16 protein-coding genes and 1 rRNA gene are annotated in these 19367 nt (G+C 53.2%); 13 read left to right on the top strand and 4 right to left on the bottom strand.

All coding sequences use genetic code 11. The features are described 5' to 3' along the window. The first annotated feature begins 133 nt into the window (after positions 1–133). From BN2684_RS07840 to BN2684_RS07830, 3 genes are all read left to right on the top strand, one after another. Positions 134–742 carry a tetratricopeptide repeat protein gene (locus tag BN2684_RS07840; protein ID WP_058301632.1) on the top strand — a complete coding sequence of 203 codons (609 nt, stop codon included), beginning with the start codon at positions 134–136 and terminating at the stop codon, positions 740–742. Positions 743–823: 81 nt separating this feature from the next. Then, on the top strand, positions 824–3685 hold the full coding sequence (dinG, locus tag BN2684_RS07835; RefSeq protein WP_058301631.1) for an ATP-dependent DNA helicase DinG: 2862 nt from the start codon (positions 824–826) through the stop codon (positions 3683–3685). Continuing rightward, positions 3682–4305, top strand: coding sequence for a redox-sensing transcriptional repressor Rex (locus tag BN2684_RS07830; RefSeq protein WP_058301630.1), 624 nt, complete (start codon positions 3682–3684; stop codon positions 4303–4305). Before dinG ends, BN2684_RS07830 begins: the two co-directional genes overlap by 4 nt. A 71-nt stretch (positions 4306–4376) precedes the next feature. On the opposite strand, the gene BN2684_RS07825 is transcribed toward BN2684_RS07830, so the two are convergent. After that, a complete protein-coding gene (locus BN2684_RS07825) occupies positions 4377–4994 on the bottom strand; it encodes a DUF47 domain-containing protein (protein WP_058301629.1) in 618 nt (205 codons plus the stop codon). Positions 4995–5285: 291 nt separating this feature from the next. Between BN2684_RS07825 and BN2684_RS07820 the strand changes: the two genes are divergently transcribed. From BN2684_RS07820 to BN2684_RS07785, 8 genes are all read left to right on the top strand, one after another. After that, on the top strand, positions 5286–6590 hold the full coding sequence (locus BN2684_RS07820) for an amidohydrolase (protein WP_058302501.1): 1305 nt from the start codon (positions 5286–5288) through the stop codon (positions 6588–6590). After that, a complete protein-coding gene (locus tag BN2684_RS07815) occupies positions 6590–7129 on the top strand; it encodes a cell wall elongation regulator TseB-like domain-containing protein (protein WP_058301628.1) in 540 nt (179 codons plus the stop codon). The genes BN2684_RS07820 and BN2684_RS07815 overlap by 1 nt, the downstream gene beginning before the upstream one ends. Positions 7130–7261: 132 nt before the next feature. After that, positions 7262–7795 carry a hypothetical protein gene (locus tag BN2684_RS07810; protein WP_058301627.1) on the top strand — a complete coding sequence of 178 codons (534 nt, stop codon included), beginning with the start codon at positions 7262–7264 and terminating at the stop codon, positions 7793–7795. Beyond that, positions 7788–9290: an AAA family ATPase gene (locus BN2684_RS07805; protein WP_058301626.1), complete on the top strand. Its 1503-nt coding sequence runs from the start codon at positions 7788–7790 to the stop codon at positions 9288–9290. Before BN2684_RS07810 ends, BN2684_RS07805 begins: the two co-directional genes overlap by 8 nt. Before the next feature lie 283 nt (positions 9291–9573). Next, complete coding sequence (locus tag BN2684_RS07800) at positions 9574–10446, top strand: 3-hydroxyacyl-CoA dehydrogenase family protein (protein WP_058301625.1); 873 nt, start codon at positions 9574–9576, stop codon at positions 10444–10446. Next, complete coding sequence (locus BN2684_RS07795) at positions 10443–11648, top strand: acetate/propionate family kinase (RefSeq protein WP_058301624.1); 1206 nt, start codon at positions 10443–10445, stop codon at positions 11646–11648. Before BN2684_RS07800 ends, BN2684_RS07795 begins: the two co-directional genes overlap by 4 nt. A 228-nt stretch (positions 11649–11876) precedes the next feature. Beyond that, complete coding sequence (gene asnS / locus BN2684_RS07790) at positions 11877–13172, top strand: asparagine--tRNA ligase (RefSeq protein WP_058301623.1); 1296 nt, start codon at positions 11877–11879, stop codon at positions 13170–13172. Positions 13173–13189: 17 nt separating this feature from the next. Further along, positions 13190–13861, top strand: a complete 672-nt coding sequence (locus BN2684_RS07785; protein WP_058301622.1) for a DnaD domain-containing protein — start codon at positions 13190–13192, stop codon at positions 13859–13861. A gap of 101 nt (positions 13862–13962) precedes the next feature. On the opposite strand, the gene proC is transcribed toward BN2684_RS07785, so the two are convergent. The 3 genes from proC to proB form a co-directional block, all read right to left on the bottom strand. After that, positions 13963–14841: a pyrroline-5-carboxylate reductase gene (gene proC / locus BN2684_RS07780; protein WP_058302500.1), complete on the bottom strand. Its 879-nt coding sequence runs from the start codon at positions 14839–14841 to the stop codon at positions 13963–13965. Between the two features lie 65 nt (positions 14842–14906). Continuing rightward, entirely contained in the window at positions 14907–16163 is a 1257-nt protein-coding gene (locus tag BN2684_RS07775) for a glutamate-5-semialdehyde dehydrogenase (protein WP_058301621.1), read from the bottom strand. A gap of 78 nt (positions 16164–16241) precedes the next feature. After that, positions 16242–17339 (bottom strand): glutamate 5-kinase, encoded by a 1098-nt coding sequence (gene proB, locus BN2684_RS07770; protein ID WP_058301620.1) that lies wholly within the window; start codon positions 17337–17339, stop codon positions 16242–16244. Positions 17340–17751: 412 nt separating this feature from the next. On the opposite strand from proB, the gene BN2684_RS07765 reads away from it, so the two are divergent. Beyond that, positions 17752–18726 (top strand): DUF4349 domain-containing protein, encoded by a 975-nt coding sequence (locus tag BN2684_RS07765; RefSeq protein ID WP_058301619.1) that lies wholly within the window; start codon positions 17752–17754, stop codon positions 18724–18726. Between the two features lie 421 nt (positions 18727–19147). Continuing rightward, a 16S ribosomal RNA gene (locus tag BN2684_RS07755) occupies positions 19148–19367 on the top strand; the annotation flags it as partial.

The raw sequence follows: 19367 nt of genomic DNA, 5'->3' as shown, positions 1-19367 counted from the left end.
TACCTCCTCCTTGCCGGACTAAGGGAAGGGAGCCTGTTTCGTCCGTTCGACCGGCGGTATGAAACGGAAGCCCCGGGCACAAAATGAACGTACCGTGCAGGAGGAGAAGAGCCGACGGGGGGAGGTTACGGTCATGTTCAAGGATTTGTTCGCGACGATGAATGATGTCCTCGACGGAATTTTGACGGATTATCCCGACGCCGATGAAGAGAAGACGGTCGAGCTGGCCGAGCAGCTGCAAATGCTGAAATCCATGAGCGATAACTGCCTGGAAGAGTGGCTGCGCTTTGAGGAGCGGTTGGCCGACTGCCGGTCCAAGCTGGTTCCGGCACCCGAGCTTGTTTCTTCAACGGATGCCGAGGGGGAGAAGCCTCCGGCATCCGAGCATTTTACAAGGGGACAAGGGTATTACAAGCTCTATATGTTTCCCGAGGCTGTCAACGAATTCGATAAGCTGGTCAAGGAGCATCCCGATTTTGTCCTCGGACGCGTCTACTTGGCTATGGGGTATTTGCGGCTCGGTGAGTTGGCGGAGGCTTACCGTCATTTCCAATTGCTCGTTCCACTGACCAAGAGCACCAAGCTGAAAGCCATCTCGTACAATGCCATGGGCTGCATTCAAGTCCACAATCAGAACATGGATCAAGCTTACGATTTCTTCAAGATGGCGGATATGACCGATTCCTCCTTTATGGAACCCTCCTTATGGAGCAAAGAATTTTGGCCTTATCGCAGGACGTGACGTCCTGCTTTTCCTTTTGAATAAAGAACAATTGTTTGGTATGCTTAGGAAAGAGCGGAAGAAGGGATTTGATCGGCCGGAATGAAATTCGCTGTATTGGATTTTGAAACCACCGGAGGCCAGCCTGCCGATTCCATCATTCAGGTTGGCCTCGTTATTATAGAGAACGAGCAGATCGTGTCACGTTATACCTCCTTCGTCCATCCGGATGTTCCGATCCCGCCGTTTATCGCGTCGCTGACGGGAATTGATGACGAGCTGGTGCGGGAAGCTCCGCCCCTGGAGCAGGTCGTGGCCGAGATGCAGCCTTATCTGCAGGACAGTGTGCTGGTCGCTCATAATGCAGGGTTCGACTTCGCATTTCTCCAAAGGGCTTTGGAGGACTGCGGTTATTTTAAATTTAACGGCATGGTTTTGGACACCATGGACTTAGCCCGCATCTGCTTTCCAACCTTGCCGAGCCTGGCTCTTGGGAATCTGTGCGAGTCCTTGAACATTCCTCATGACCGGCCGCACCGCGCGGACTCCGATGCGGAAGCGACCGCTTTGCTCTGGTTGAAGAGCCTCAGCCGCTTCCAAGAGCTTCCGCTGATCAGTGTTCAGCGGATTGCGTCCATCTTTCGAGACGATCCTTCCGACTTTGCCTGGTTTATCGATCAGCAAGCGGCTTTGAAGGAGCGCTCCGTCGCGTTAGATCCTGACAGCGGAGATTATTTCCGCCAATTTTCACTCGCAGCGAAGGATTGGGGTAACGATCTGCTCGAGAGGGATGAAGCGGAGACGGCTCGGTTGCTCGGAATGCCGTTTCCCGAATTCTACGAGGGAATCAAGAGCACCCTGCAGGAGAAGTTCGCCGTCTTCGAGGAGCGGCCTGCGCAGGATCAAATGACAGAGGAGGTCGCCTCCGCCTTTGATGACAGCTGCCATCTGCTGGTGGAAGCGGGAACGGGGACCGGCAAGTCGCTCGGGTATCTGCTGCCTGCTCTCTATTATGGCATTCGCGAGCAAAAAAAAGTCGTGGTCAGCACGCATACGATCAACCTGCAAGAGCAGCTTCGCTCGCGCGATCTGCCTCTTCTACAGGACATATTCCCGGTCGACTTTCGGGCTGCTCTCTTGAAAGGCCGCAGTCACTATCTGTGCTTGCGTAAGTATGAGCAAAAGCTGACCTATGCGGAATACGAGCATGGGCGCGAGGACCGCATCATGGCGGCTCAGATGGTGACCTGGCTGACGGAGTCCGAACAGGGGGAAGACGAGGAACTGCATTTCGGCAAGAACGGGATGGAATTTTGGCGATCCGTCTCAAGCGACGCCGATTCCTGCTTAAACCGGAGCTGCCCTTGGTTTAAGAAGTGCTTCTATCATCGGGCTCGGAATGAAGCGGCGGAAGCGGACCTCATCATCACCAACCACTCCTTGCTGTTTACGGATATCAAGGCGGAGCATCGCATTCTTCCCGGCTTCAAGCACCTTGTCGTGGACGAGGCGCACAATTTCGAAGAAGTGGCTGTCAAGCATCTCGGTACCGAGATCTCCTGGTATTCCTATGTGAACGCAATCACTCAGCTTTTCCGAGACAGCCGAAGCGGCCAGCTGCCTTTTATCCGCAACCGGCTCCTTCATGCGGAGGATGTCTCTAGGGATAAGGCGGGGGCGTGGATCGAAACCATCGACGAGCTTCAGCCCGTTCTGTTGGATATCCGCGAACGCTGGGATGAGCTATCGGCGCTTCTGTACGAGATCCTTTCCTTTGACGGAGGGGATTCCGGCGAGGGGCCGCTTACTCGGCGCATTGCGAAATCCCCCAAACCTAGCGGTTGGGGAACGCTGTTGGATCTGGAGGAGGAGCTGTATGCCCGCATGACCGGCTCCTTGCGCGCGATAGACAAGCTCATCGCGGAGATGAAGGAGCAGGAAGAAGTTCTGGACCTGCAAGGGTTGGTCACCAACATTGCCGGAAGCGTGAAGGAATTGTACCGCCACCGGGATGCGGTTCGCTTCTTCCTAAAGCAGCCGGATGATAATTATGTGTACTGGATGGAAGGAACCGTTCAACAAAAGGTGAAATCCTTGCAATTGACGGCGGTTCCCATCGATGTGAGCCTCCTACTGCGGGATTCGTTCTTTGATGTGAAGGAGAGTGTCATCCTCACCTCGGCGACCCTTTCGGTGGGCAAAACCTTTAATTACATCACCGAGCAGCTCGGACTCCAGAAGGCTGCCGGCGAGAGCAAGCTGCGCACCGTTCTCTTGCCCTCACCCTTCCGGTACCGAGAGCAGGCGCTGATGGTCATCCCCAGGAATTTCCCCGTGTTGAAGGGCGGCAAAGGGGAGGCGGAGTTTACAGCGGCTCTGACCGATTCGCTCGCTGAGGTTGCCAAAGCGATGGAGGGACGGATGCTGGTCCTGTTCACCTCCTACCGGATGCTCCGGCAGGTTCATGGAGAATTGAAGGAGCGATTAACGACCGAAGGCATCCAAGTGCTCGGACAAGGAATCGACAGCACAAGCCGAAGCAAGCTTGTGCGTTTGTTTCAAGGGAATGGGACAAGTGTGCTTCTCGGAACGAGCAGCTTTTGGGAAGGGGTCGATATTCCCGGAGACGCACTCAGCTGCTTGGCCATCGTCCGCTTGCCCTTTCAGCCTCCGAATCATCCCGTTGTGGAGGCGAAGAGCGAGCGCATCAAGGAAGCGGGCGGCAACCCATTTATGAAGCTGTCCGTACCGCAAGCGGTCATCCGGTTTAAGCAAGGATTCGGACGTCTCGTGCGAACCGCGAGCGACAAAGGAGTCGTCGTCGTATACGATACCAGAATTCTTGAAACGTATTATGGGAAGCATTTCTTGTATTCGCTGCCGGGTCCGAAGATCGAGCATATGTATGTTCATCAGCTGGTTCCGCGCATTCACGAATGGATGGAAGGGGAAGAAGAAGCATGAAGACGACAGAAAAAATTTCCGAAGCAGTGGTCCGCCGACTCCCTGTGTACTTGCGGTACTTAGCCGAGCTGTTGGGCAATGGGGTACAGACGGTTTCTTCCCAGGATCTTGGACGCCGGTTGGATCTCAATCCCGCTCAGATCCGCAAGGATCTGGCTTATTTCGGAGATTTCGGCAAGAAGGGCATCGGGTACGATGTGGAATATCTTATCGAGAAGATTCGTCATATCTTGAAGCTGGACCGCGATATCGCTGTCGTCCTCGTCGGAGCCGGAAATCTGGGAAAAGCGCTCAGCAATTACAACGCTTATCTGAACGACAACATGCGAATTGTCGCCTTGTTCGATTCTCAGCCGGGAATCATCGGCACCGCCATCAATAACCTCACTGTACAACCGATGGAGGAAATGGTGGGCACGGTTCAAACCCAGCACGTTCGCGTTGGGATCATCACCGTACCCGGTTCCGAGGCGCAAAAGGTCGCGGACGATCTTGTGAACGCCGGAGTCGAAGCGATTCTATCGTTCGCACCCGCGATCATCAAGGTCAAGGATGGAGTGCGTGTGCATTACGCGGATTTCACCACGGAGCTGCAAAGCCTCGCGTTTTATCTCGAATAGTCGTCCAACAAACCAAAACGGGCTATCCTTCCGGAAACATGCCGGTTGGATAGCCCGTTTATCGATTCGAATCAAGCGTAACGGAGAATGATGCTGTCGAGGATATTGGCGACGCCTTCGCAAGCGTCCGTCGCCTTTTCCAAACGCTCATAAACTTCTTTGATCTTGAAGTCGCTGTAGGGGTCTGTCGGCGATACGAAAATGCGGCGAATGCCTTCGCGGAGAAGCCGGTCGCCTTCGTTCTCAAAGCTGTTGATGATGACCGTATGCTCGCTGATCTGGGTATATTTTTTCTTAGACAAGAGCTTGAAGGCTTCGAGGATATGCTCGCAGGCACCGATGATCACTTCGGCGAACTTCAGCATGTATTCGTCGGATTTCTCGATGTTGAGGTAGTCGAAACGGGCTGATGTCTCTTCGATATAGTCAATGACATCGTCCATCTTGTTGGCCAGGTCCATAATATCTTCGCGGTCAAGAGGGGTAATGAATACCTTGTTCAACCCGCGGTAGATCATATGAGTGATATTGTCGCCCTTGTGCTCCAGGTCCTTCAGCTGATCGATGTAGGTGACGGGAGGCTTGACGCCGCTCATCGCCTCGCGGAACAGCTTGGCCGCAACGAGGGTGTTCTCGGCCGATTCCTGCAGCAATCCGTAAAAATCCGTGTCGCTTTTCTTTTGAAACATGTGGCTTTTGCTCCTTTTGAATAGAAAATTGAACCGTAGTGCCAGGAGCGTGTTCGCAAACACACTCTAGGATGGACGAAGCATGAAGATTCCTATTTGTAAAAGTAACATAAACAAGGAACACAAAGCAATGTCAGAGAAACAATTGAAAGGCTTGACATAGAGTTCACCACCGTCATGTGATGCCGCGCGTCGCTGAGGCCGCATACGGTGAGAAAAGAACGCACCTTGCTTTTGACTGGAACGCGTTGTACATTGGGGAAGAAGCCTTACGGGAAAGGGATCGGTGGAATGAAACGAATACTAGTCAAAGACGGCATTTTTATTACAGGTAATGAACAAGAGCCCGTATTCAAGGGTTCTATGATCGTAGAAGGAGACCGGATCGTTTATTTAGGAGACGGAGTTCCTGCTAGTGAGACGGCCAAGGGCTTTGATGAAACGGTGAATGGGAATCATCGTTTGTTCATGCCGGGTCTTGTGAATACCCACGGGCATGCCGCCATGTCCTTGCTTCGGGGAGTCGGCGATGACCTGGCGCTCCAGGTGTGGCTGGAGGAGAAAATGTGGCCGAATGAAGCTCGATTTACGGCGGAGGACGTCCGCGCTGGCACTCTTCTGTCGATTGTGGAAATGCTCAAATTCGGAACGACGGCGTTCGTTGATATGTATGATCACATGGATGAGGTTGCGAAGGCCGTTGAAGAATCCGGTATGCGCGGGTGCTTGGCCCGCGGAGTTATTGGACTCTGTCCTCCGGACGTTCAGGACGCCAAGCTGGAGGAAGCGATCCGCTTCGCCCGGGAATGGAACGGAGCAGCCAACGGCCGAATCACAACCATGATCTCTCCTCATGCGCCTTATACATGCCCTCCGGAGTATATCCTCCGTTTCGTAGAGGCGTCACATGCCCTTGATCTTCCGATTCACACGCATATGTCGGAAACCGCTCGGGAAGTCGAGCAAAATGTTAAGGACTACGGCGCGCGTCCCGTCGAGCACCTGGAGAAGCTAGGTGTGTTCGATCGTCCCTGTCTCGTTGCCCACGGAGTCCACTTAACCGCGCACGAGATTGACATTCTCGCCCGTCACGATGTTCGGGTCTCCCATAATCCCGGAAGCAACCTGAAGCTCGCGAGCGGCATTGCCCCGGTAACGGAGCTGCTCAACGCAGGCGTGAAGGTATCGCTCGGCACGGACGGCTCGGCAAGCAACAACAACCTCGATCTCTTCGAAGAAATGCGGCTCGCGGCTCTCCTGCATAAGGGGATCAGCGGGGACCCGACGGCTGTTCCGGCCTTTGCGGCTTATCGCATGGCCACGTCGGTCGGAGCCGAATCGATCTGGCTCCCTGACACGGGAGAGCTGAAGGCCGGGATGAAGGCCGACTTCATCGCCCTCGATATCGATCAGCCGCATTTCGAGCCGGCTTCCAACTATTTGTCTCACGTCGTCTATTCCGCATCCGCCAAAGATGTGACCGATGTGTGGGTCGATGGACAAGCGCTCGTCCGGAACGGTGAATGCCTAACGCTCGATGAAGAGAAGATTAAAGCGGAATTCCGCCTTCGCTATGCGAAGCTGATGAGCAACTGATGGCGGCGATTCGGGTGTCGAGCCGGAGTCGGGGAGGACGTTCGGGGAGGCGGACCGGAACGAAGATTACGCTCCTCGTCCTTGTGCTGTTGGGTCTCATTCTGTTCCTCGGCTACCGGTTTTATCTTTCCGTTCAGAAGGATATTTGGACAGAGGAAGATGTGGCCATCGAAATGGCGATGAAGCAAACCTCCTTAAAATCGGTATCCCGTGTGGATCCCTTTGTCGGAGATACATCCATGATGATTGTTCAAGGAGCGGATGATCAAGGACGAGCGATGTTCGTTTGGGTTTCCGGGGAAGCCGTTCATACGGAGTATGCGGATGATGGGGTTACGAAGGAAAGCATCCGCAGCAAGACGCTGGAAGCGAACCCCGGAGCAGAGCTGTTGCGCATCGTCCCCGCCGTCTACAACGGTGAATACGCCTGGCAGTCTTTTTACCGGGTGAAGGAAGAGGGCGGGAAGAAGCTGTATTATAGCTACTTCCGCTTCAAGGACGGCGAGCTGCTCGATAAATGGCTGCTTTCCCTGCAATAGAATCACCTGAGAATCCCTGGAGAGTTTTCCGGGGATTTTTTCATGCTTTTTCTTAAAAGCTCAAGCATCCATCTGCCTAATGTGATATACTACTGTCTATCATCACAATATATACTAGAGAGGCGGACATTGATGAAGCTCAAAGTATTGCCGATTCTTATCGCCCTGCTGACCTCCGGCACTCTTCTTTTTGGCGGCTGGTTTATGTATCGCAGCTATGCGATGGAGAATCCGCTTGCTGATCTCGTCAAGAAGAATGCCGGAGTGGAACAGGTTGACGCCACTTTTTCGAACAAGCAGGTTGTTGTGAACCTCAAACTTACCGACGGAGCGAATCTCCGCCACCTATATCAGTCCATCGTGACCGACGGCGCTTCGCTTGTTGATGGACGCGAAGTGAAGCTTCAAATCGACAGCCAGTCCTCGGATGCTATCGACGACTGGTGGTCCAAAGCCTTGTTCGGAGTTGCCCAAGCAATGGATAACAAGCAGTATTCCGATATTCCCAAGCTGCTGAACGAACAGGCCCAGTCGGTTCCGTCCCTTCAGGCTTCCACGGAGATGGATTCTGAAAATGTCTATATCCGTCTGAGTGACGGCAAGAACAGCAAGTATGTCATTTTGCCGCGCGTTCCGGCATCCGTGGGGGTGTGGCCAAATGAGTAAATATTGGAAGGAAATCGTGATTGGAGCGGTCATCTCGGGAATCGTGTTTCTGGCTTTCATCGGGGTGAACGTCGTTCCGTTTCTTACCCTTGTTGTCTTTGTAGCGGCCTTCTTTCTGGTTGCGAAGCCAAAGGGAGGGGCCATTGCCGCAACGGTGGAGCGAAAAGCGAAGCTTAGAACTCCTTCGTATTTGACTTTCGATGATATCGGAGGGCAGGACCGGGCTAAGAATGAGCTTAAGGAAGCGCTCGATTTTCTGATCCGGCACGATGAAATCAAGAAATTTGGCATTCGGCCGCTCAAGGGTATTCTTCTCGAAGGTCCTCCGGGAACCGGGAAGACTTTGATGGCCAAAGCCGCAGCCCATTACACCAATTCCGTTTTCGTCTCGGCTTCGGGCAGTGAATTTGTCGAGATGTATGTCGGTGTGGGAGCGAGCCGCGTCCGCGACCTGTTCAAGGACGCGAAGACCCGAGCGCAAAAGGAAAACAAAGAAAGCGCCATCGTCTTCATCGATGAAATCGATGTGATCGGCGGCAAGCGCGACGGAGGCCAACACCGGGAATATGACCAGACCTTGAATCAGCTTCTCACCGAGATGGACGGGATTCATACGACGGAGACTCCGCGGATTCTGATCATGGCAGCAACGAATCGCAAGGAGATGCTGGACAGCGCACTTCTGCGTCCGGGGCGGTTTGACCGGCAGATTCAAGTCGATCTTCCCGATAAAAAAGGCCGGCTGCACATTCTGACTATTCATGCCAAGAACAAACCGCTTGCGATGAATGTCAATCTGGCAAAGGTCGCGGAGGAGTCTTATAACTTTTCCGGAGCGCAGTTGGAGAGCTTGATGAACGAAGCGGCTGTCTATGCGATGAGGGAATCGAGTGAAGTGATCGAGCACCGTCATCTTTCGGCGGCTGTGGATAAAGTACTGATGGGGGAACGCTCGGATCGGGAGAGCACGAAGCAGGAACGGGAGAGGGTCGCGATGCACGAGCTTGGGCATGCCATTATGGCGGAAGCCGTGAAGCCCGGTTCTGTGTCTCAGGTTGCCCTCAGCCCGCGCGGTCAGGCGCTTGGCTATGTGCGTCACAATCCGCAGGACGACCAATACCTCTACACGAAGCAGGAGCTGGAGGGCCGGATTATGGTGGCTCTAGGCGGGGCGGTCGCGGAGGAGATGTTCTATGGAGGCCGGAGCACCGGCTCGCGCAACGACTTCGAACAGGTGTTGAATTTGGTGAAGACGATGATGGACTCGGGCCTTACCAATCTCGGGATAGTTGACCGGGAAATGGTCACCCAGGAAGAGCTTATGAAGGAAAACAACCGCATCATCAAGCAGCTCACGGAGCATACCCGTGACATCCTGGAGCGCAATCGCTCAGTCTTTCATCAATCTCTGGCCATCCTTGTAAAGGAAGAGGTTCTCTCCGGGAATCAATTCCGAAGCCTTCTCTCCCTGATTAAACAAAAGACGACAGCTTGAACCGGCTGTCGTCTTTTTTTGCGTTTGTTGCTTTGCTTGATGATCCGATTTGATGACACGCTCTTATTGAAATGCATGGACTCACGCATACTAGAAAGGAGCGTGAATCGGCTTGAAATCGGGTTTGAAGACATGCTCCAGGTGGATTTTTTGTGAAGCTGAGATGAAAAAGGATGAAAATTTGGCGAAAACCATGTATCATTTAGGATGGTGTGTTTTGCATGCGTTGGTCATGCAAGACTGATCGGTATTTATAAGACCATGATAAGCGGGTGGAGATCCTATGAAATTTTCCAAAATTGGTTTGATCGGCGTTGGTACGGTTGGACAAGGCATTGCCGAGATGTTGGCCAAGAGCGGTCTCGACGTCTATATGCTCGAACATACCAATGAAAAGCTGGAAACGGCAATCACAGCAATCAGCAACGGATTGGACAAGCAAATTGAGAAATGGGGCATTACCAACTCCGAGAAGAAATTGATTCTCGGCCATTTGCGTAAAGCGGAATCCGTCGAATCCTTGAACAGCTGCCAGCTGGTGATCGAAAGCACGACAGAGGACATCGACAACAAGAAAGCCATTATTAGCAAGCTCGATGAAGTGTGCGCTCCCGATGTGATCATCGCCAGCACGACCTCGACCCTTAGCTTATCGGAGCTTGCAACGGCGTGTACCCATCCGGAACGCGTCATCGGCATGCACTTTCTGATCCCGATGACGGAGATTGACGTGGTAGAGGTTGTTCGCGGCATTCGGACCTCGGATGAGACGATCAACGCCGCCCGCATCTTTTTGGAAGAAACTCTGCATAAGAAAGGCATTCAAGTGCAGGAATCTCCGGGCCTCGTGACCACTCGCTTGATCTGCACGCTGATCAACGAAGCCATCGCCGTTTTGGCCGAAGGCATTGCGACAGCCGAGGACATCGATGCTTCTATGCGAGATGGCTACGACTTGAAATACGGACCGCTTGAAATGTGCGACCGGTTTGGCCTGGATTCGACTCATGCAGCTCTCAGTCGGATGTTCAAGGAATATGGCGAATTGAAATATCGCCCCAACTACCTGCTGAAGAAGATGGTTCGCGCCGGACAACTCGGCCTGAAGACCGGCGAAGGGTTCTTCCGCTATAACAAGGATGGTGTTCGTGTATGAAGGTACTCGTAATCAACTCGGGAAGCTCTTCCCTCAAATACCAGCTGTATGACATGACGACGGAAGCCGTTCTCGCCAAAGGTCTGGTAGAACGCATCGGGATGGATTCGTCTATCCTCACCCACAAGCCGACCGGCAAGGAATCCGTCACGGAAGTGAGCGAAATCCTTGAGCACAATATGGCAATCCGCAAGGTGCTGGACAAGCTGACCGACAAGGTATGCGGCGTCCTGGATTCCATTGAGGAGATCGATGCAATCGGCCACCGCGTCGTTCACGGGGGCGAATATTTCAAGCAATCGGCTCTGGTTGACGGCGATGCCAAGCACGAAATCCGCAAGCTGATCGACCTGGCTCCGCTGCACAACCCTGCTGCTTTGATGGGGATCAATGCGGCGGAAGCCAACATGCCAGGCGTACCTCAAGTGGTGGTCTTTGATACGGCCTTCCACCAAACGATGCCAGAGAAATCGTATCTCTATCCGATTCCTCGCGTGCTCTACAACAAATACAAGGTCCGCCGTTATGGCGCACACGGTACTTCTCACAAATACGTAAGCGAGAAGGTAGCAGAGTATCTTGGCAAGCCGATTGAATCGCTGAAAATCATCACCTGTCACATCGGCAACGGCGCAAGCCTTACCGCGGTTGACGGCGGGATTTCGGTAGACACCTCGATGGGCATGACCCCGCTGGAAGGCCTCATGATGGGAACCCGCAGCGGTGACCTGGACCCGGCCATCGTTCCGTACGTCATGAACAAGGAAGACTTGACGGTGAACGAAGTGAATTCCATGCTGAACAAGCACAGCGGTCTGCTTGCGATCTCCGGCACGTCCAGCGATATGCGAGATATTACGGATGGAATGCTGGCTGGCGAGCCGAATGCTACCCTTGCCTTCCAAATGTTTGAATATCGTCTGCGCAAATACATCGGAGCCTATGCAGCTGCCATGAATGGTGTTGACGTCATCGTGTTCACCGCTGGAATCGGTGAAAATTCGATCTACGTTCGGGAAGCGGTATGCAAAAACCTTACTTACCTTGGCATTGAGCTCGACAAAACGCTGAATGCTGTTCGTTCGGATGATCCGCGTCACATCTCCACCCCGAACTCCAAGGTGGACGTGCTGGTCGTGCCGACGAACGAAGAGCTCATGATTGCGCGGGATACGTACCGCTTGGTAAGCGAGCAGAAGTAATTCTTGCTTGAAGGCGCCATACTTCGCGACTGACAGAACTTCCGACCGATTCCATTCCGGAATCGGTCCTTTCTTTCGCATTGGCGCATCAGCAAGCGATATCCCGGTTGCGGGCAAGCGTCGACGCTGTAACCGGATAGAGGCCTGCCGTGCAAAAAAGCCGTGGAAAAGGTACAATGAACTCATCTGTGTGCAAGTGAAGTTCGGAATGCTCAGAAGGAGGATATTATGGCAGCGAAAAGTACGATCAGCGAAGTCAATCAGCACGTTGGACAAGAGGTCCGCATCGGCTGCTGGCTGAACAATAAGCGGTCCAGCGGTAAGATTCAATTCTTGCAGTTGCGTGATGGCTCAGGCTATATTCAAGCCGTCGTCGTGAAAAGCGAAGTGCCGGAGGAGGTATGGGAACATGCCAAATCCTTGACTCAGGAAAGCTCTCTGTACGTAACCGGAATCATTAGGGAAGATGAGCGCAGTCAAAGCGGCTATGAGCTCAGCGTGACGAATGTGGAAGTCATTCAAATCACGAGCGACTATCCGATTACTCCGAAGGAGCACGGGGTCGACTTTCTGATGGATCACCGCCATCTTTGGCTGCGCAGCACCCGTCAGCGCGCCGTTCTGATCATCCGCGCCCAAATCATCCGGGCCGTGCAGCAATTCTTCGATGAACGCGGATTCAAGCTGGTCGATCCGCCGATTTTGACCCCTTCCTCCTGTGAAGGAACTACGGAGCTTTTTCACACGAAGTATTTCGAAGAAGATGCCTTCCTTACCCAAAGCGGTCAGCTCTACATGGAAGCGGCAGCTATGGCACTCGGCAAGGTGTATTCGTTCGGTCCGACCTTCCGTGCCGAAAAGTCGAAAACCCGCCGCCATCTGATCGAATTCTGGATGATCGAGCCGGAAATGGCGTTTACCGACCTTTTCGAAAGCTTGGAGGTTCAAGAGCAGTTTGTTTCGTTCGTCGTGCAATCGGTCGTCGCCAACTGCCGTCGCGAGCTTGAAACACTGGAGCGCGACATCAGCAAGCTGGAGAAGATTCAAGCGCCGTTCCCGCGGATTACGTATGATGAAGCGATCGAATACTTGAACGCGAACGGGTTCGAAGTTCCGTGGGGCGAAGATTTTGGCGCTCCTCACGAGACAGCCATCGCAGAACGCTTCGAAAAACCGGTCTTCATCACACATTATCCGACCGGAATTAAGGCGTTCTATATGAAGCCAGACCCGAATCGTCCGGATGTCGTTCTCTGCGCCGACATGATTGCTCCCGAAGGCTATGGCGAGATCATCGGCGGGAGCCAGCGGATCGACGATCCGGAGCTGATGGAGCAGCGCTTTAAGGAACATGAGCTGTCTGACGAAGCCTATCAATGGTATTTGGACCTGCGCAAATACGGCACGGTTCCTCATTCCGGCTTTGGACTCGGCCTCGAACGTACGGTCGCTTGGATTTGCGGGCTTGACCATGTGCGTGAAACGATTCCGTTCCCACGGCTTCTCTATCGCCTCTATCCCTAACTGAGGGGGCAAGATGAATGAAAGGTACTCGATCCTCCTCAAGCAAAGCTTATGAGGAAGGGATGCGGGCAGGGCTTCAAGCGGGAAGGCTCGATGTGCCCGCGCTTCTGATTACCGGATACCGTGAGCTTGGCCTCACCGACACGGAAGCCATGCTGCTCGTTCACCTGCTTTATTATTCCGAGAAGGAACAGAATGATTTTCCGACTCCGGATGAACTCGGGCAGCGAATGTCAGCGGGACCCGAGGAGGTGATCGGAGCGTTATCCCAACTGCTCAAGACCGGATACCTGCGTATTGAAGAAGGAACTCATTCGGTGACAGGAGTTCGTTTTGAACGCTATTGCCTGGATGCACTCTATGGCAAGCTTGCGTCCTGGTGGACCGAGAAGGGGAAAGCGGAAGAGCAGCCTGTGAGCAAACCGGATGTGGGGAAGAATCTGTTCAGCATCTTTGAAAAAGAGTTTGCACGGCCGCTCACTCCAATGGAGCTGGAGACGATCTCGGGCTGGTTGGATCAGGACGGTTTTCAGGATGACTTGATCCTTGCGGCGCTCAAAGAAGCGGTCTTCGCCGGCAAGGTCCATTTCCGATACATCGACCGCATTCTTCTCGAATGGCAGCGCAACCGTATCCTTACTGTAGAACAAGCGAAGGAGCACCGGCAGAAATTCCGGGGCCGTTCCTAATCCATTTCTGTAAGCGAAAGAACCTTCCACACTGTCGGAAACGGCAGGAGGAAGGTTCTTTTTGATGACTAGGCGTGTCTTCAAGCCTGACAAGCTCAAGCTTATGGGTTCAGCAGATTGCGAGCATTGGAGTCGATGGTTCCGGCAATTTCGCGTGAGCGTTCGGCACAGCGGAGTACGGCCTCTTCCACCGCATCCTTGAACGAATAACGATCCAGCATTTCGATCGCGGCTTGGGTCGTTCCGTTCGGCGAAGTTACCTTGCGCCGCAGCTCGGCGGGATCCTCGCCCGTCTGCTTCATCATAGCGGCCGCTCCGATCAGCGTGCTCACAGCAAGCGCCTTGGCATCTTCGGCATTCAGTCCGCCGCGTATTCCGCCAGCAACAAGAGCCTCGACAAAATAGTAAACGTAAGCGGGTCCGCTGCCCGAAATGCCTGTCAGGGTGTGAAGGTTATCTTCATTCGTCAGAACGGTTTCGCCTACGGATTGGAACATGTCCATGGTCAACTGCTTCAGAGTTTCCGGCATTTCTTCGCTAAAGCTGATCCCAGTCATGCCAAGCCCGATGGACGAGGAGGTATTCGGCATGGTACGGGCGACCGGAAGCTGATCATGGCCGAGGAGGCTCCGAATGACTTCGATTGACAAACCGGCGATGACGGATACAATCAATTGCTTGTCTGTCAATAGGCCTCGATAGGCCAAAAGGGCGGCAGGAGCATCGGCCGGTTTCATCGCTAGCACGATCAGATCGGACTGGGCGGCGAGATCGCGGATCCGGTCAGGGTCCTGCTCGGTCTGTACCCCATAGGTTTGAGCCAACCCCTCAAGCCGCTCTTTGTTAGAGCGATTTGTGACTGTAATGCGTTTGGCGGTTTCCGCCTGCTGATGAACAAGACCGCGAATGATCGCTTCCGCCATCGAGCCTGCTCCTAGAAAGAGGATAGTTTTGTCCGATAACCCTGTCTGTTGTTTCATCTTTCTTCCTCCCATAAGACAGGACCCTCCATAAGAGGGCCCCTGTCTGTTCAATTCTGATTTTGTTATTCGCGGATCTGGCCGTTCCCATACACGCAGTACTTGGTAGTGGTGAGTGCTGGCAGTCCCATCGGCCCTCTGGCATGTAGCTTCTGGGTGCTGATCCCAATTTCGGCTCCAAAGCCGAATTCGAATCCGTCCGTGAAGCGAGTGGAGGCATTCTGATACACGGCTGCCGCATCCACCTCAAGCATGAACTTACGAGCCCGATCCGCATTCTCGGTAACGATGCATTCCGAATGCTGGGTTCCATAACGGTTGATGTGAGCGATCGCTTCGTCTAAGCTGTTTACGATGCGGACATTGAGAATATAATCGTTGTATTCGGTGGCAAAATCCAGCTCCGTCACCTCTTTGGTATTTGTCAGATCGCCGATCAAGTCGAGCGTTTCCGGGCAGCAGCGCAGCTCTACGCCAGCGCTGAGGAATTTCTCCGCAATCGGACGCAGATGAGAAACCGCAAATTCCCGGTTGACGAGCAGGGTCTCCATTGAATTGCAGACCGACGGTCGCTGGACCTTGGCATTATAAGCAAGGTCGAGAGCCTTCTTCGGATCTGCGCCGTCATCCAGATACGTATGGCAGATGCCGGCCCCGGTTTCGATGACCGGGACCGTTGCATTCTCCACGACATTGCGGATCAGAGAGTGGCCTCCCCGGGGGATAAGCACGTCCAATACGCCTTTCAACGTCAACATTTCGTTAACCGAAGCACGATCTGGACTTTCGATTAATTGGAGTGCTTCTACGGGGACATCGGACTTGCTCAGTGCGTCCCGCAAAAGCTCGACCAGCTTGAGATTGGATGCGAGAGCGTCCGATCCGCCGCGAAGGAGAACGGCATTACCCGATTTCAAGCACAGGCCCGCCGCATCGACAGTAACGTTGGGCCGAGACTCGTAGATGATCCCGATTAAGCCGAGTGGCACCCGAACCTTGCGGATGAGAAGCCCGTTCGGGCGTTCAATCTCTTCCAGGAGGTCTCCGATCGGGTCTTCCAGCTCGATAATCTGGCGTAACCCTTCGGCCATGGCCTCGATTCGTTTGTCAGTCAATGTCAGGCGGTCAATGAAGGCTGTGGAGAGACCGGAAGCCGCTCCTTTCTCAATATCCGTCCGGTTAGCCTGAATCAACTCATCCTTGCGGATCAGCAGCTCCTCGGCCATAAGGCTAAGAGCCTTATTCTTCTGTGCACTGGTGAGCATGTTCAACGCGGTCGTTGTCTGCTTGGCGGCTTGAGCCTTCGCCTGCACTTCACTCATGCGAACCCCTCCTTCATTTACCATCTCATGCGCATCCTGCCGTAATTTCAAACAATCCATTGCATTTCATTTCATATATCAGCCGAATGGGATCCATTCGTCCCGGTGAATGACCTCAATGCGGGGAACCTCGACCCGCTTCGATACTTCCTCAGTAGAAAGCCCGGCTGTAACATGAAGCTGCCAGGAAGCATAGTTGACGATTCCGCGGCCGATGATCCGGTGACCGCTGTTCTGCACTTCCACCACATCACCCGGTTCAAATTGACCCGCAACCTCGGTGATTCCAGCAGGGAGAAGACTCTTCCCGCCGGTCAAGAGCGCCGATTCCGCGCCACCGTCTACTACGATATAGCCTTGCGGCATCGAATGAAAACCAACCCATTGCTTTTTGGTAGAGAGGGTATGGACGGTCGTTTCAAAATAGGTTCCTTTTCCCGTACCGTCCGTTGCGAGCAACAGATCTCCCGGCTCCTTCACCCGCCCGATGAACACGGGAACACCCCCGCGCGTAGCCACCTGGGCCGCGTCCACTTTGGATTTCATGCCGCCGGTTCCGACGGAGGAACCAGAGCCTCCTGCCATTTCCATAAGGTCAGAGGTGATTTGCTCCACCCGCTCAATGCGTCTTGCGTCCGGCTGCTTGCGCGGATCAGCGGTATAGAGTCCATCCATATCGGTCAGGATTGCAAGCTGTTGGGCTTTGGTCAGATTGGCTACAAGCGCCGACAGCATGTCGTTGTCGCCGAATTTCAACTCGTTGACGGAGACCGTATCATTCTCGTTGATGATCGGGATGATGCGATGCTTCAGAAGCTCGTCGATGGTCATAAGCGCGTTGTGAATGCGTAGCCGGTTGGAAAAGTCAGATCTCGTCAGCAGAATCTGAGCAACACCGATCCCAAATTCGGAAAAGGCTTCTTGATAAGCCTGCATCAAGAGCGCCTGGCCGACAGCGGCTGCCGCTTGCTTCTCATGAAGATGCTTCGGCCGCTTGCGATAGCCGATCTCCGTGAATCCTGCGGCAACAGCTCCTGAAGTGACGAGCAGGGGCTGAACGCCGGTTTGGTGCAGTGCTGCCAGTTCTTTGGCAAAAAAACCGATTTTGTCGCGATTTAAGCCACCTTCATCAGAGGTGAGCGAGCTGCTGCCGATCTTTATGACATAGCGTTGCATGGTATCCCTTCCTATTTATCCATTATACGTGAGCTTGCCTGGATTCCACTCCTGATATGAAAAAGACTTCCGCCTAAATCGACGAAAGTCCGGAGCTGCTGAATCGCTCTAGTGCGCCTTCAACTTCAAAACCGTGGTTGCAGCATCATTTCCCATATCCATTGACGCCGAAACATACCCGCGATTAGGGTTGAAAGCGTACGAGGAGTGGTACTCCCGGTCTTGTGGTTCCATCTAGCCTTGATGCTCAAGTTGTTCAAGTCGATAGAAGTTTCATTAAGAATAGCATGCGTCGAAAGGCTTTGTAAAGATTATCGGCTTATCCGTAGTCTGCATGTAACATTTGGAAGATTGCCAACGTCAGTTAGAGAAAGCGTTCACTAATTCCAGATAGATGAGGGGGATTCATGAGATGTCATGGAAACGAGTAGGGATGCTTCTGGCAAGCGCTTGTCTGATCGCAGCTTTGGTCGGCTGCAGTACTTCTAATAAAGAAGCGAGTTCGGAAGCGATGGTTGCCGAGTCAGGTTCAGCAAGCAGTCCATTCGAGGAGGGCCATACGAACTATTCCTCGAATGCAGCCGAGCCTGCGTCTTCCGTAAAGGCGGACCAAACGATGAAGCAAACGCTTGGTGATTCCGCGGCCAAAGGGTCAAGCGGCCTGCAGACCGAGATCGATCCGGCCGCTGCTATGAACCGCAAGCTCATCTACAAAGCCAATCTGTTTATGGTCGTGAAGGAATATGCTCAAGCCCAGGCGGAGATCCGCTCCGTCGTATCTGGATCGGGAGGGTATGTTCTTTCTTTTATAGAAGAAGAGCATTCCGGTGTCTGGTCCGGCCATTTTACAGCCAAGGTGCCGTCGAAGGGACTCACGGATCTGCTGAACAAGCTCGATCAGATCCCGACGATTACGAAAAACCGCAGTGTTGAAGGTACTGATGTATCGGAAGAGTATGTGGATCTTGAAGCCAGGCTGAAGGTCAAGGAAGCCACGGAAGCCCGTTTGCTGGAGTTCCTGGAGAAGGCAGCCAAGACGGACGATCTCGTGAAATTCGTCGCTCAGCTGGAAAAGGTGCAGGAGGAAATCGAGCAGGCCAAAGGGAGAATGAAATACATCGATCAAAATGTCGCGCTATCCACAGTTGATATTGACTTGTCGGAAAGGAAAGCTGCCGTTCTACCGCTGGACGAGAAGAAATCTCTTGGTGCAAGCATCAAACATACCTTTGGCGATTCGGTGGACTGGGTTGGCTCCTTTTTACGTGGGTTGCTGCTCTTCTTGGTGGGGGCACTGCCGATTGTGGCTGTCGTTGCAGTTGTTTCGGTCCCAGGCTATTTCATTTGGCGTAAAAAGAAGAGGACATCAGGCTCTAAGGAGGGATAAACCTCCTGCTTGCGTGTCGAGAGCTTGCGGCTGGAACGCGGGCTCTTTATCCTCCCAACATTTCTCTATGAAAAAGACTTGCTAATCGCTTGTCCGCGTGATATAGTAATAACCCAGCCAATTGATCGACAAGCTTTTATCCGATTCGACAAGATAAAAAAACTTGTTGACATGACATTGGATGGATGATAAGATATAAGAGTTGTTTCGCAAGAGACAACGAAATAATGGTTGACAAAATTACTTCCGACGTGGTATGATAAATGCTCGGTCAGGACAAGGTAATAACGTCAGCCGATCATGGTCCTTTGAAAACTGAACAACGAGTGGTAAGGACGCGACTTTCGGACTTCGGTTCGGGAGACGTACAAACAAACACGCAAGTGTTAAAGAATGAGCTTAATGAAACGATCTATAAACTTTTATGGAGAGTTTGATCCTGGCTCAGGACGAACGCTGGCGGCGTGCCTAATACATGCAAGTCGAGCGGAGTTTACTGGAATCTTCGGATGAAGGTAAGCTTAGCGGCGGACGGGTGAGTAACACGTAGGCAACCTGCCCTCAAGACTGGGATAACCTCCGGAAACGGAAGCTAAGACCGGATACGTTCTTTCTGCCGCATGGTGGGGAGAAGAAAAGCG

It is taken from the genome of Gorillibacterium timonense (assembly GCF_001457415.1).
Lineage (GTDB): Bacteria > Bacillota > Bacilli > Paenibacillales > NBRC-103111 > Gorillibacterium > Gorillibacterium timonense.
Note: the sequence above shows the minus strand (reverse complement) of the source record. Positions and strands in the feature narration are given on the sequence as shown.